Origin of the sequence: Saccharothrix sp. HUAS TT1, from assembly GCF_040744945.1 — a bacterium.
GTDB lineage: Bacteria > Actinomycetota > Actinomycetes > Mycobacteriales > Pseudonocardiaceae > Actinosynnema.
The window spans coordinates 8,380,806-8,393,393 of record NZ_CP160453.1 but is presented as its reverse complement, the minus strand read 5'-3'; the positions used below and the strand labels follow the sequence as shown (position 1 = coordinate 8,393,393).

At 72.5% G+C, this 12,588-nt stretch carries 14 protein-coding genes; 6 read left to right on the top strand and 8 right to left on the bottom strand.

The features are described from left to right. Positions 1-34: 34 nt before the first annotated feature. The gene (gene lpdA, locus AB0F89_RS36805; protein WP_367131036.1) at positions 35-1,405 is read right to left on the bottom strand and encodes a dihydrolipoyl dehydrogenase; all 1,371 of its coding nucleotides are present in this window, start codon (positions 1,403-1,405) and stop codon (positions 35-37) included. Positions 1,406-1,580: 175 nt separating this feature from the next. On the opposite strand from lpdA, the gene AB0F89_RS36800 reads away from it, so the two are divergent. Next, positions 1,581-1,898, top strand: coding sequence for an oxidoreductase (locus tag AB0F89_RS36800; RefSeq protein WP_367131034.1), 318 nt, complete (start codon positions 1,581-1,583; stop codon positions 1,896-1,898). A 222-nt stretch (positions 1,899-2,120) separates the two neighbouring features. Here AB0F89_RS36800 and AB0F89_RS36795 read toward each other — a convergent pair whose 3' ends face one another. After that, entirely contained in the window at positions 2,121-3,617 is a 1,497-nt protein-coding gene (locus tag AB0F89_RS36795) for a leucyl aminopeptidase (protein ID WP_367131032.1), read from the bottom strand. A 195-nt stretch (positions 3,618-3,812) separates the two neighbouring features. Here AB0F89_RS36795 and AB0F89_RS36790 point away from each other — a divergent pair, with 195 nt between their 5' ends. Together AB0F89_RS36790 and AB0F89_RS36785 are read left to right on the top strand one after the other, a co-directional pair. Next, on the top strand, positions 3,813-5,027 hold the full coding sequence (locus AB0F89_RS36790; protein ID WP_367131030.1) for an amino acid permease: 1,215 nt from the start codon (positions 3,813-3,815) through the stop codon (positions 5,025-5,027). Positions 5,028-5,127: 100 nt separating this feature from the next. Then, a complete protein-coding gene (locus AB0F89_RS36785; protein ID WP_367131028.1) occupies positions 5,128-6,228 on the top strand; it encodes a branched-chain amino acid aminotransferase in 1,101 nt (366 codons plus the stop codon). Positions 6,229-6,453: 225 nt separating this feature from the next. Here the strand turns inward: AB0F89_RS36785 and AB0F89_RS36780 are convergent, their stop codons facing one another. Genes AB0F89_RS36780 through cobU form a run of 3 tightly spaced genes read right to left on the bottom strand, consistent with a single transcriptional unit; the run spans position 6,454 to position 8,749 of the window. After that, the gene (locus AB0F89_RS36780; RefSeq protein ID WP_367131026.1) at positions 6,454-7,158 is read right to left on the bottom strand and encodes an adenosylcobinamide-GDP ribazoletransferase; all 705 of its coding nucleotides are present in this window, start codon (positions 7,156-7,158) and stop codon (positions 6,454-6,456) included. Continuing rightward, positions 7,158-8,195: a nicotinate-nucleotide--dimethylbenzimidazole phosphoribosyltransferase gene (gene cobT / locus AB0F89_RS36775; RefSeq protein WP_367131024.1), complete on the bottom strand. Its 1,038-nt coding sequence runs from the start codon at positions 8,193-8,195 to the stop codon at positions 7,158-7,160. The genes AB0F89_RS36780 and cobT overlap by 1 nt, the downstream gene beginning before the upstream one ends. Further along, the gene (gene cobU, locus AB0F89_RS36770; protein WP_367131022.1) at positions 8,192-8,749 is read right to left on the bottom strand and encodes a bifunctional adenosylcobinamide kinase/adenosylcobinamide-phosphate guanylyltransferase; all 558 of its coding nucleotides are present in this window, start codon (positions 8,747-8,749) and stop codon (positions 8,192-8,194) included. The genes cobT and cobU overlap by 4 nt, the downstream gene beginning before the upstream one ends. Before the next feature lie 68 nt (positions 8,750-8,817). On the opposite strand from cobU, the gene AB0F89_RS36765 reads away from it, so the two are divergent. After that, on the top strand, positions 8,818-9,018 hold the full coding sequence (locus AB0F89_RS36765; RefSeq protein WP_367131020.1) for a hypothetical protein: 201 nt from the start codon (positions 8,818-8,820) through the stop codon (positions 9,016-9,018). Between the two features lie 20 nt (positions 9,019-9,038). On the opposite strand, the gene AB0F89_RS36760 is transcribed toward AB0F89_RS36765, so the two are convergent. Next, positions 9,039-10,025 (bottom strand): aldo/keto reductase family protein, encoded by a 987-nt coding sequence (locus tag AB0F89_RS36760; RefSeq protein WP_367131018.1) that lies wholly within the window; start codon positions 10,023-10,025, stop codon positions 9,039-9,041. Between the two features lie 60 nt (positions 10,026-10,085). After that, positions 10,086-10,718, bottom strand: coding sequence for a DUF3043 domain-containing protein (locus AB0F89_RS36755; RefSeq protein ID WP_367131016.1), 633 nt, complete (start codon positions 10,716-10,718; stop codon positions 10,086-10,088). 42 nt (positions 10,719-10,760) lie between these two features. On the opposite strand from AB0F89_RS36755, the gene AB0F89_RS36750 reads away from it, so the two are divergent. Both AB0F89_RS36750 and AB0F89_RS36745 read left to right on the top strand, forming a co-directional pair. Continuing rightward, positions 10,761-11,774, top strand: a complete 1,014-nt coding sequence (locus AB0F89_RS36750; protein ID WP_367131014.1) for a glycerate kinase — start codon at positions 10,761-10,763, stop codon at positions 11,772-11,774. A gap of 88 nt (positions 11,775-11,862) precedes the next feature. Further along, positions 11,863-12,237: a HesB/IscA family protein gene (locus AB0F89_RS36745; protein WP_367131012.1), complete on the top strand. Its 375-nt coding sequence runs from the start codon at positions 11,863-11,865 to the stop codon at positions 12,235-12,237. A 103-nt stretch (positions 12,238-12,340) separates the two neighbouring features. Here AB0F89_RS36745 and AB0F89_RS36740 read toward each other — a convergent pair whose 3' ends face one another. Then, entirely contained in the window at positions 12,341-12,511 is a 171-nt protein-coding gene (locus AB0F89_RS36740; RefSeq protein ID WP_367131010.1) for a hypothetical protein, read from the bottom strand. Between the last annotated feature and the right edge of the window lie 77 nt (positions 12,512-12,588).

The window sequence follows — 12,588 nt, the reverse complement described above, 5'->3', positions numbered from 1 at the left end:
GTGGGTCGGTGATCGGCTGACTGGGGTGCGACGGTCAGCCGTGCACGTGCAGCGGCTTGCCGGCCAAGGCGAGGAAAGCCTCGCCGAGGGCTTCTGTCTGGGTCGGGTGGGCGTGGATCAGCGGAGCCACGTCCTCGGGGTAAGCCTCCCAGCTGTAGATGAGCTGGGCCTCTCCGATCAGCTCGCCGACCCGCTCGCCGACCATGGTGACACCGACCACCGGGCCGTCAGGCGCCTTCACCAGCTTGACACCGCCGGCGGTCTTCAGGATCTGGCTCTTGCCGTTGCCCGCGAGGTCGTAGACGAACGTCTCCACCGAGCCGTACTTCTCCTTGGCCGCGGCCTCGGACAGGCCGACCGAGGCGACCTCGGGCTTGCAGTAGGTGACGCGCGGGATGCCCGCCTCGTCGATGACCTTCGGGTCCTGCCCGGCGATGTCCTCGGCGACGAAGATGCCCTGCTGGAAGCCGCGGTGCGCGAGCTGCAGGCCGGGCACGATGTCGCCGACCGCGTAGACGCCGGGCACGCTGGTGCGCAGCCGCTCGTCGGTGACCACGAAGCCGCGCTCGATCCGCACGCCGGCCTCCTCGTAGCCGTGGCCCGCGGTGTTGGGGCCGCGACCGACGGCGACCAGCAGCAGGTCGGCCTCCAGCACGTCGCCGGACTCCAGGGTGACCGACACGCCGGACTCGCCCTGGGTGGCGCCGGTGAACTTCACGCCGGTCTTGAACTTGATGCCGCGCCGGCGGAACGCGCGCTCCAGCTGCTTGGACGCGTACTCGTCCTCGGCCGGGACCAGGCGGGGCAGCGCCTCCACGATGGTCACGTCGGCGCCGAAGGAGGCCCACACGCTGGCGAACTCGACGCCGATGACGCCGCCGCCGAGCACCACGACCTTCTCCGGGACGAAGTCCAGGTTGAGCGCCTGGTCGCTGGTGATGACCCGGCCGCCGATCTCCAGGCCGGGCAGGCTGCGGGCGTAGGAACCGGTCGCCAGCACCACGTTCCGGCCGGTGTAGCGCTGGCCGTCGACCTCGACGGTGTTCGGGCCGATGAACGTGCCCGCGCCCTCGACCAGGGTCACCTTGTTGGCCTTGACCAGGCCCTGCAGGCCCTTGTAGAGCCGGCTGACCACGCCGTCCTTGTAGGAGTTGACGCCCGCGATGTCGATGCCCTCCAGCGAGGACTTCACGCCGAACTGGTCACCCTCGCGCGCGTTGTCCGCGACCTCCGCCGCGTGCAGCAGCGCCTTGGTGGGGATGCAGCCGCGGTGCAGGCACGTGCCACCCAGCTTGTCCTTCTCGACCAGGATGACGGACAGGCCGAGCTCGGCCGCGCGGAACGCGCAGGCGTAGCCGCCCGAGCCGCCACCGAGGATCACAAGGTCGGCGGAGGTGTCGGTCACGGGTTCTCCCTGGAGAGCTTGATGCCTTACTCCGCGCGGGTGCGCGCGTGTGGTTGCCATCTTGTCACTACCGCGCGGGCGGCGGCGACGCGGTGTCCTGTTCGGAGGATTTGGCCCCGCCTTCACACCCGCGCCGGCACCATGGTCCCGAGAATTCCCGGCAGGAGGTGGCCCGGTGGGCCTGTTCGACCGTTTCCGCAGGAAGCAGCGCCCCGGCGTGCTGCGCGCGTCCACGTCCACGGACACCGGTCACCTGGAGCAGTGGGCCGCCGCACGGCGCGGCGTGGAGGCGTACGTCGAACCGAAGACGACCGTGACGGAGACCACGGTCGTGCTCGTCGCGCACGACGGCGAGTGGACGCGACGCCGGATCGACGGCACGGAGGGCGCCAAGCGCCTGGCGAAGAAGCTCGGCATCCCGATCTACGACGCGGGCATCGTCGGCTACCCGAAGCGGATGCGCGACTACTCGCGGCGCAAGGGCCAAGCCTGAGCGGTCGCGGCTGAGCGCGGCCGTGTTCGGCGGAGCGCGCGCGGCTGCGTTCGGCTGGGCGGCGCGGCCGTGTTGGGCGGAGCGCGCGTGGCTGGGTTCGGCTGGGCGGCGCGGCTCAGCGCGGTCCGGAGTGGACGGTCGTTCCGGGGTGTGGTGGCGTGGCGGCGCGCCGGGGCGGGGTGGCGGCGTTCGTGCCGCCACCCCGCCCCGGGGAACCGCTGGTCAGCCCTTCGCCGCGATGTCGGCGAGGACGGCCGCCATGGTGCGCACCGGGACGCCGGTGCCGCCCTTGGTGGTGTAGCCGTACGGGCCGCCGCTGTGGAACGCCGGGCCGGCCACGTCGATGTGCGCCCAGGTCACGCCCTCGGCGACGAACTCGCGCAGGAACACGCCCGCGGTGAGCATGCCGCCGAACCGGTGGCCGGCCACGTTCGCGAGGTCGGCCACCCGCGAGTCCAGGTCGCCGCGCAGCTCCTCCGGCAGCGGCATGGCCCACGCCTGCTCGCCGACCGCGCGGCCCAGCGCGGCCACCCGGTCGCGGAAGTCCTCGGTGCCCATCACGCCGGAGGTCCGCTTGCCGAGCGACACGACCTGCGCGCCGGTCAGCGTGGACGTCTCGATCAGGTAGTCCGGGGCGTCCTCGCAGGCGCGCACGATCGCGTCGGACAGGATCAGCCTGCCCTCGGCGTCGGTGTTCAGCACCTCGACGGTCTTGCCGCCGTACATGGTCAGCACGTCACCCGGCCGGTAGGCGGTGCCGGACGGCATGTTCTCCGCCATCGGCGCCCACGCGGTCACCTCCAGCGGCATCTTCAGCTTCGCGGCCAGCACGACGGTGGCGATCACGGCCGCCGCGCCGCCCATGTCCGAGGTCATCTCGTCCATGCCCGCGGCGGGCTTGATCGAGATGCCGCCGGTGTCGAAGGTGATGCCCTTGCCGACCAGCGCGACCTTCTTGCCCGCCTTCGGGCCGCGGTAGGTGATGCGGACCAGGCGCGGGGGACGGCTGGAGCCGCCGCCGACGCCCAGGATGCCGCCGAAGCCCTGCTTGCGCAGCGCCTTCTCGTCCAGCACCTCGACCTCCAGCCCCTCGGCCCTGGCCAGGGCGGCGGCCCGGTCCGCGAACGACGCCGGGAACAGGTCGTTCGGCGGGGTGTTGACGAGGTCGCGGGTCGTGGTGACGGCCTCGGCGATCGCCGTGGACGCCTTGAGCGTGGCGCGGTGCGCCCGGGTGTTGCCCTCGGCGGGCGCGACGAAGTCGACGCGCGCGACCGGGCCGTCGCCCTTGTTCGACTTGTAGGCGGTGAACGAGTACGAGCCCATCACCGTGCCCTCGACCGCGGGGCCGAGGTGCAGCGCGGACAACGTGGTGATGGCGCGCTTCCGGCCGCCCAGCGAGCGGGCGGCGGCGCCGGACGCGCGGCGCACCTGGTCCTCGCCGACCGAGCCGTCGTCGGCGGGCTTGCCCAGGCCGACGGCGAGCACGACGCGGGCGGCGAGCTTGCCGGGCGCGGGCACGGTCACGACCTCGTCGGCCTTGCCGCTCGCGCCGACGGCGTCGAGCACGTCCAGCAGCCCGCCGTCGAACGCGGCGTCGACCGCTTCCGACCCGGCGGCGAGGGCGAGGCCGTCCGGGCCCTGCACCGTGCCCACCACAACGGCGTCGGCGGTGGTGCTGCTCAGGTCACTGTCGGTGATGGCCAGCTTGGGCGCGGTCACTGCGGCTCCTTGACGGGGTCCTCCCGGCGCTTTCTGGTAGTGCGGCGGGATCGAGGTGGATCGTGACGAATGCTAAAGGTCTCGTTCACACACATGGCGATCGCACCTTCGATAGCAATGAGTAACAATTAACACGATTGGGGGTCAACCGACCGGGCGTTCGCAGTCACCTGGTTGATCTGGGACTGTGTACCGGTGACAATCACGCCCCGTGCGGGGGCCGTGGTGCTCGCTCTCGGCGCGACCCTGGGGGCCGGTGTCTTCACCGGTTTCGCCCCCGCCGCGGCGATCGCCGGCCCCTGGTTCCTCCCCGGTCTCGCGCTGGCCGCGGTGACGGCGCTGTGCTGCGCGTTCTCGACCGCCGACCAGCACCGCGCCTACCCGGAAGCCGCCGGGGGCTACGCCTACATCCGCAACCAGCTCGGGCCGTGGCCCGCCCGGCTCGGCGCCAGCGCCCACCTCGTGGGCAGAGCCGGGATGGCGGCGGCGATCGCCGGGATGTTCGGCGCGTACGCAGTCCCGGAGCACCGGGTGGCGGCGGCGCTGGGCCTGATCGCGGTGACCGCGGCCCTGGGCGCGGCGGGGATCAGGTGGGGCGCCGGGCTGAGCGTGGCGGCCGCGGTCGTGGTGCTCGGCGTGCTCGTGCTGGTCGTGCTGGTGTGCCTCTCGGTGGCGCCGCCGGAGAACCCGGTGGTGGGCGGGCAGGTGGCCGACGAGCCCGGGTTCGACGGGCTGATGGGCGCGGCGCTGCTGCTGTTCGCGCTGTTCGTCGGGTTCGAGAGGGTCACCGCGCCGGGAGCCGGCGACCGGGTGTTCTCGGCCAGGGTGCTGCACTTCGCGGTGCCGGTGGTGATCGGTGTCGTGCTGCTGGTCGGCATCGGCGTCGGCGTGGCGGTGCTGCGGCAGCTCGGGTCGGCGCGGCTGGCGCTGTCACCGGCGCCGCTGCGGGACGCGCTGGTCGCGGCGGACGGCGCGTGGCTGCTGCCGGTGCTCGCGGTCGGCGCGGCGGTGGCGGCGGTGTCGACGCTGTTCTTCGTGCTCGCGTCGGCTCGGCGCACGCTGGTCGGGATGACCGAGACGGGCGACCTGCCGGCGGTGCGCGCGGGGTGGCCGCTGGAAGTGGTCAGCGCGGGGTTGGCGGTGCCGGCCGTGGTGGCGCTGCCGCCGTCGACCGCGCTGGCGGTCGGCGCGTGCGGCACGGCGTTCTACTACGGCTTCACGAACGCTTCGGCGCGGGTGCTGCTCCAGGAGGACCGCACGTGGCCCATGCGCACGGCCTGCCTGGGGCTGGGTTTGTCGGTCCTGCTGGCGATGAGCGCCCCGGCGGACGCCCTCGTGGTGACGGGGATCGGCATCGCGCTGGGCACCGGGCTGCTCGCGCTGGGTCGGGTGCGGCAGGCCGTCGGCTGACCCGACCGGGTGATCGACCGGCTGACCCGACCGGATGGTCGGATGTCCGAGCGTCGGGACGGCGATTTTCCGACGTCCCAGTGGCGGCTATCGTGCTGCCATGACGACCGCGTTGCCTTTCACCCGGACCCCCAACCCGCAGCCGGCGACCCCGGAGCGCGTTGCGGAGGTACTCGCGCAGCCGGGCTTCGGGCAGCACTTCACCGACCACATGGTGACGATCCGCTGGAACCAGGAGCAGGGCTGGCACGACGCCGTCGTGGGGCCCTACCGCTCGTTGGAGCTGGACCCGGCGGCCATGGTGCTGCACTACGGCCAGGCGATCTTCGAAGGGCTCAAGGCCTACCGCCAGCCCGACGGGACGATCGCGTCCTTCCGCCCGTCGGCCAACGCCGAGCGCTTCCGCGCGTCGGCCCGCCGGATGGCGATGCCCGAACTGCCCGACGAGCTGTTCCTGGCCTCGATCCGGGAGCTGCTGGCGGTGGACGACCGGTGGGTGTCGTCCGTCCCCGAGGAGTCGCTGTACCTGCGGCCGTTCCTCTTCTCGACGGAGGCGGGGCTGGGCGTGCGGCCGGCGAAGGAGTACCTGTACGTGCTCATCGCGTCACCCGCGGGGTCGTACTTCACCGGCGGGTTGAAGCCGGTGACGGTGTGGTTGTCGACGGAGTACGTGCGGGCGGCGCCGGGTGGCACGGGTGCGGCGAAGTTCGCGGGCAACTACGCGGCGTCGCTGGCGGCGCAGGCGCAGGCCGCCGAGCAGGGGTGCGACCAGGTCGTGTGGCTGGACGCGGTGGAGCGCCGGTGGGTCGAGGAGATGGGCGGGATGAACCTGTTCTTCGTCCTCGGGTCGGGCGACGACGCGCGGGTGGTGACGCCGGAGCTGTCCGGTGCGCTGCTGCCCGGGATCACGCGGAACTCGCTGCTGCGGTTGGCGGCCGACTTCGGGCTCGTGGTGGAGGAGCGGCGGATCTCCACGGAGGAGTGGGAGAAGAAGGCGGAGTCCGGTGAGCTGACGGAGGTGTTCGCGTGCGGCACGGCGGCGGTGATCACGCCGGTGGGGCACGTGAAGCACGCGGGTGGCGAGTTCAGCGTGTCGGGTGGGCGGACGGGTGACGTGACCATGCGGTTGCGCAACCACCTGACGAGCATCCAGCAGGGCCTGACCGCCGACCCCCACTCCTGGATGTCCAAAATCAACTAACCCGCGAGAGTCCTACGTTCAGGGCGCGAGAGTCCTACGTTCAGGGCGCGAGAGTTCAACGTTCAGGGCGCGAGTCGAACGTTGGAGTGCCGCGAGTCGAACGCTCAGGGACGGTGAGTTCTACGTTCAGGGCGGTGGTGCTGTCCGGCTCGATTTGACATGGCACCCGTAAGGGCCCCATGTCAAATCGAGCCTCGGTGGCTTGGTGCGGTTGTGTTGTGGGGGTTAGAGGGCGGTGACGATCAGGGTGGTCAGGGTGGCGGTTTCGCAGGCGGCGCCCAGGACGTCGCCGGTGATGCCGCCGAAGCGCTTCTTGGTGTGGTTGATCAGGAGCAGGACGAGGGCTGCTGAGGTGGCGACGGCGGTTGGGCCTTGCCAGGGGTGGACGAAGTAGCCGGCGGTGGCGAGGGCTGTCCACCAGGTGATGGCGATCCACGGTGGTTGGGTGCCGGCTACCAGTGCGCCCAGGCCGTTCGGGCGGGCGGCGGGGATGGGGCGCAGGCAGCAGAGGATGAAGGCGGCCCGGCCGGTGGTCAGGGCCAGGAGGACGGCGCCCCAGTGGACGGTGGGGAGGGTGGCGGCTTCCGCGCCCAGCACGATGATCAGCGCGACGACCGCGAACGGGCCCGCTCCGCCGTCCTTCATCACGGCCAGGGCGCGTTCGGGTGGTCCGTAGCAGCCCAGGCCGTCGGCGGTGTCGGCCAGGCCGTCCAGGTGCATGCCGCGCGTCGCCAGCGCCAGGAAGCCGACGGTGAGGAAGCCGGCTGCCAGGTCGGGCAGCGGCAGCCGGAGGAGCGCGACGGCCGCCGCACCGAGGAGCAGGCCGACCAGCGGGGCGAACGTGATCGCACGTCCCGCCGCACGGGCGGTCACCTGGTCGGTGTGGACGCGGATCGGCAGGACGGTCAGCCAGGACAGGGCCAGGCGCATCAGGCCGGTCCGGAGACGCCCGCGCTGTCGAAGGTCGCCATCTCGGCCAGGATGCGGGTCGCCATCACGACCAGCGGCAGGGCGGCGGCGGCGCCGGAGCCCTCGCCCAGGCGCATGTCGAACTCCAGCAGCGGGTCCAGGCTCAGGTGGCCCAGTGCCAACGCGTGCGCGGGCTCGGCGGAGCGGTGGCCGGCGACCCACCAGTCGCGGGCGCCCGGGGCCAGTTCCTCGGCGACGACGGCGGCGGCGCCGACCACGACGCCGTCGAGGATGACGGGGGTCTTGCGGATCGCCGCCTGGGCCAGGAAGCCCGCCATGGCGGCGATGTCGGCGCCGGACGCGGTGGCGAGGAGGGCGACCGGGTCGTTGATGACGGGACGCGCCCGGCGCAGGGCGTCGCGGATGGCGGCGGTCTTGCGCATCCAGCCCTGGTCGTCGATGCCCGTGCCGCGGCCGACGACGGCGACCGGTTCGGAGCCCGTGAGGGCGGCGATGAGCACCGCGGCGGGGGTGGTGTTGCCGATGCCCATGTCGCCGGCGATGAGCAGGTCCGCGCCGCCGTCGACCTCGTCGTCCACGAGCTTGCGGCCGATCTCGATCGCCTGCTCGGCCTCTTCGCCGGTCAGGGCGTCCTCGCGGTCGATGGAACCGGAGCCGCGGCGCACCTTGAAGTCCCCGAGGGCGGTCTCTGAATCCACCGCCAGGTCGACCACGCGGACCGTCGCGCCCGCCACGTTCGCCAGCACGTTCACCGCCGCGCCGCCCGCGAGGATGTTCGCCACCATCTGACCGGTGACCTCGCTCGGGTACGCCGACACGCCGTGCTGGGCCACGCCGTGGTCACCCGCGAACACCACGACGCGGGGCCTGGTGAACGGCCTCGGCGGGCACTCGCCCTGGCACGCCGCCACCCAGGCGCCCAGCTCCTCCAGCTTGCCGAGCGAGCCGACGGGCTTGGTGAGCACGGCCTGTCGGGCGGTCGCCTCGGCGCGCGCGTGCTCGCTGGGCGGCTCGACGGGCGGGAACTCGATGGTCACCGACTACCTCCGGGTTCGCGCAGTCGCAGTGGGATTCCGGCGACGACCAGCAGCACCTCGTCGCAGACCTCGGCCAGCCGCGCGTTGAGCGAGCCGAGGTGATCGCGGAAGAGCCTGCCAGAGCGGGTGCTCGGCACGACGCCCAGGCCGACCTCCGCCGACACCAGGACCAGGCGGGCGCGGGCCTGGCCGACGGCGTGGACCAGCGCGGCGCACTCGTCCTCCACCTGGCCGAGGCCGTGGCCCTCCCAGGCGCCGGCGTCGTCCAGCACTCCGCTGAGCCAGGTGGCGACGTCGTCCACCAGGATCGGCGGGTCGGTCTCGCTGGTGGCGGTGAGCAGGGCGATCAGGTCGCGGGGGGCGGGTGCTTCGACCGTCGTCCACGTGGTGGGACGGCGGGCCACGTGCTGGGCGATCCGCAGCTCCCAGTCCGCGTCGTCCGGGTACCGGCGCGCGGTGGCGACGTAGGTCACGACGTCGTCGGTGAGCAGGCCCTCGGCGTGCGCCGACTTGCCCGAGCGGGCGCCGCCCAGCACCAGTGTCCGACGCGTCACACCGCACTCCAACTGTTCCGGGAGGACATAGCCTGACCGGGAACGTTACACAGCGGGAGGAGGCCGTCATGGAGTACCGGTGGCGGTACCAGGACGAGCAGGGGCACGAGGTCGACGGCCCGGGTATCGCGTTCCCGGACCAGACCGCGGCCGAGGACTGGTTCGGCTCGGCGTGGGTCGAGCTGCGGGAGGCGGGCGTCGCGCAGGTGACGCTGCTGCGCAGCGAGTCCGAGGTCTACGGCCCGATGTCCCTCGCCCCGGCCGACTAGACCGGGGCGAGGGCGCGTCGTCACGGCGTGATGGTGTACCGCGGGTCGCTCTCCACGGTGTCCCCGAGCACGTCGTCGATCTTCTTCAGCAGCTCCTCGTCCAGCTTCACGCCGGCCGCCTTCACGTTCTCGTGCACCTGCTCGGGACGCGAGGCGCCGATGATCGCGCTGGCCACGTTCGGGTTCTGCAGCACCCACGCCACGGCGAGCTGGGCGAGCGACAGGCCCGCCTCGTCGGCCAGCGGCTTGAGCTGCTGCACCTTGGTGAGCACGTCGTCGTTCAGGAAGCGCTGGATGAACTTCGAGCCGGTCTCGTCGGTCGCCCGGGAACCCTGGGGCACCGGCTGGCCCGGCAGGTACTTGCCGGTCAGCACGCCCTGGGCGATGGGGGACCAGACGATCTGGCTGATGCCCTCGCGCTCGGACGTCGGCACGACCTGCGACTCGATGACCCGCCACAGCATCGAGTACTGCGGCTGGTTGGAGATGAACGGGACGTTCAGCTCGCGCGCCAGCGCCGCGCCGCGGGCGATCTGGTCGGCGTTCCACTCGGAGACGCCGATGTAGAGCACCTTGCCCTGCCGCACGAGGTCGGCGAAGGCGAGCATCGTCTCCTCCAGCGGCACCGACTTGTCGTAGCGGTGGGCCTGGTAGAGGTCGACGTAGTCGGTCTGGAGGCGCTTGAGCGAGCCGTTGATCGACTCCGCGATGTGCTTGCGGCCGAGGCCCTTGTCGTTGGGGCCGCCGGGGCCGGTCGGCCAGAAGACCTTGGTGAAGATCTCCAGCGACTCGCGGCGCTGCCCGGCCAGGGCGCGGCCGAGCACCGCTTCGGCCTTGGTGTTCGCGTAGACGTCCGCGGTGTCGAACGTGGTGATGCCCGCGTCGAGCGCCGCCCGGACGCACGCCGTCGCCTGGTCCTCCTCGACCTGCGATCCGTGGGTGAGCCAGTTGCCGTACGAGATCTCGCTGATGTTCAGGCCACTGCGGCCGAGGCGTCGGAACTCCATGCCGCCAAGCCTAGTACCGGGTCGTTCGGGTTGCTAATGAACTCCGGTCGACCGGGGCCGTCAGACCTTGTCGCCGGGGCTGACCCGGGGCTTGGGCACGCGCAGCCTGCGCAGCTGGCTCGCCCTGATGAACGAGTACCAGCCGATGGACAGGCCGCGGGTGGTGTCGGTCGGGAACTTCAGCCGCACCCGCTTGTTCACCAGGCGGCCGAGGAAGAAGCCCTCCACGATCATCGCCAGCAGCATGAACGTGGTCAGCAGCGTCGCGTACTGCTGGATCGCGGGCATCGGCACGAGCAGCGCGACGAACACCAGGATGGCCAGCGGCATGAACAGGCCCATGAGGTTGCGCCGCGAGTCGACCAGGTCGCGGATGTAGGCCTTCACGGGGCCGCGGTCGCGGGGCAGGAGGTACTTGTCCTCGCCCGCCATCATCCGCTGCCGGCGCTCGACCGCCGCCGCGCGGCGCTCCTCCTTGGAGACCTTGCTGCCGCGCGAGCGCTTCAACGCCTCGCGCTGCGTGCGGGGTGGCGGTGGGACGGGACCGCGCCGCTTGCCCTCGGCCTCGCGCCGCTTCGGCGTGGGCCGCCCCTTGCCGGGGGTGCGCGACGGATCGGCCGGGCCCACCTCCGCGGGGGCGTCCTCGGCGGTGGTCTCGGCGGCTTCGTCGGCGTTGCGGCGCAGGAACCTCACCGCACCAGAGTAGGAGATGCCCCGATAAGTACTGTTCGCCAGGTGCGAGTTGTTATTGCGCCGGACTGCTTCGGCGGAACGCTGACCGCGCGGGAGGTCGCCGAGGCCGTGGCCCGGGGCTGGCGCCGCACCGCCCCCGACGACGAGTTGAGCCTGCGCCCGCTGGCCGACGGCGGGCCCGGGTTCGTGGACGTCCTGCACGCCGCGCTGGGCGGTGCCCTGCGCACCACGACCGTGACGGGGCCGCTGGGCACGCCCGTCGACGCGCGGTGGCTGGAGCACGACGGCACCGCCTACGTCGAGTCGGCGCAGGCGTGCGGCCTGCACCTCGTCCCGCCCGACCGGCGGTCGGCGACCGCCGAGACCGCCACCACCAGGGGCGTCGGCGAGCTGGTCAACGCCGCTCGCGGCGCTCACACGATCGTGGTCGGCCTGGGCGGCTCGGGCACCACGGACGGTGGCGAGGGACTGCGGGAGGCCCTGCTCCCGGTCACGGCGCGCCTGGTGGCCGCGGCCGACGTGGAGAACCCCCTGCTCGGCCCGCACGGCGCCGCGCGCACGTTCGGCCCGCAGAAGGGCGCGTCACCCGAGGCGGTGGACCGGCTGGAGGCGCGGCTGGCCGCGATGACCGAGCTGGCCGACGTGCGCGACCTGCCCGGCGCAGGGGCCGCCGGCGGCCTGGGCGCCGCGCTGCTGGCCCTGGGCGCGACCGTCGCGTCCGGGGCGGGGATGGTGCGCGAGCTGACCCGGCTGGACGAGGCGCTGGACCACGCCGACCTCGCCGTCACCGGCGAGGGCAGCTTCGACTGGCAGTCGCTGCGCGGGAAGCTGGTCACCGCCGTGGCTGGCGGCGCGGCGGAGCGCGGCGTGCCGTGCGTGGTGCTGGCCGGCCAGGTGGCCGTCGGCAGGCGGGAGGCCGCGGCGGCGGGCGTTCAGGAGTCGTACGCGGTGGCCGAGCACGCCGGATCGGTCGAGCGCAGCCTGGCCGACCCGGCCGGCACCCTGGCGGACCTGGCCGAACACGTGGCGAGGCACTGGTCACACCCCCGGCGCTGACGTCTGTGCGACCATGGGGGCAGGAACAAAGCGGGTACTTCCCGTGTTGCCCGGAACAGATGCCCGCAAAGGACCTCTGAGGAGAGCCATGACGACCGCTCAGGACGCAGTCACCTCGACTCCTGAAGCCCCGCCCACCCACGGCGTGAAGCTGACCGACGCGGCTGCCGTGAAGGCCAAGGCGCTGCTCGACCAGGAGGGGCGCGACGACATGCACCTGCGCATCGCCGTCCAGCCCGGTGGCTGCGCGGGGCTGCGCTACCAGCTGTTCTTCGACGAGCGCACGCTCGACGGCGACGCGCTGCGCGACTTCGACGGCCTGAAGGTGGCCGTGGACCGCATGAGCGCCCCGTACGTCGAGGGCGCCGTGATCGACTTCGTCGACACGATCGAGAAGCAGGGTTTCACGATCGACAACCCGAACGCCGGCGGTTCGTGCGCCTGCGGCGACTCGTTCCACTGATCGACCGCTGGAACCGCAGTTCGGGAAGGGCCCTCGCCACGCGGCGGGGGCCCTTCCCGTTCCCGTGGGGCGTCCGTCGACGTCGAACGGTCGAGCGCAGGGCTCAGACGTACACCTCCAGCTCGGCGACCTGCGCGTAGTTGGCGTCGTCCACCTGCCACGGCGCGGCGGTCTCGGGGTCGGGGACGGGCTCGGCCTCGCCGCGCAGCTCCCGCGGCAGGTCGGTGCAGTCCTCGATCAGCTGGTCCAGCGTGTCCGCTTCGGTGTTCCTCACCCGCTCGACCGTATTCGGGTGCGGGCCTTGACAAAAGCCTTACCGGGCGGTAATCGCACGACGAAGGCCCCCGTCGC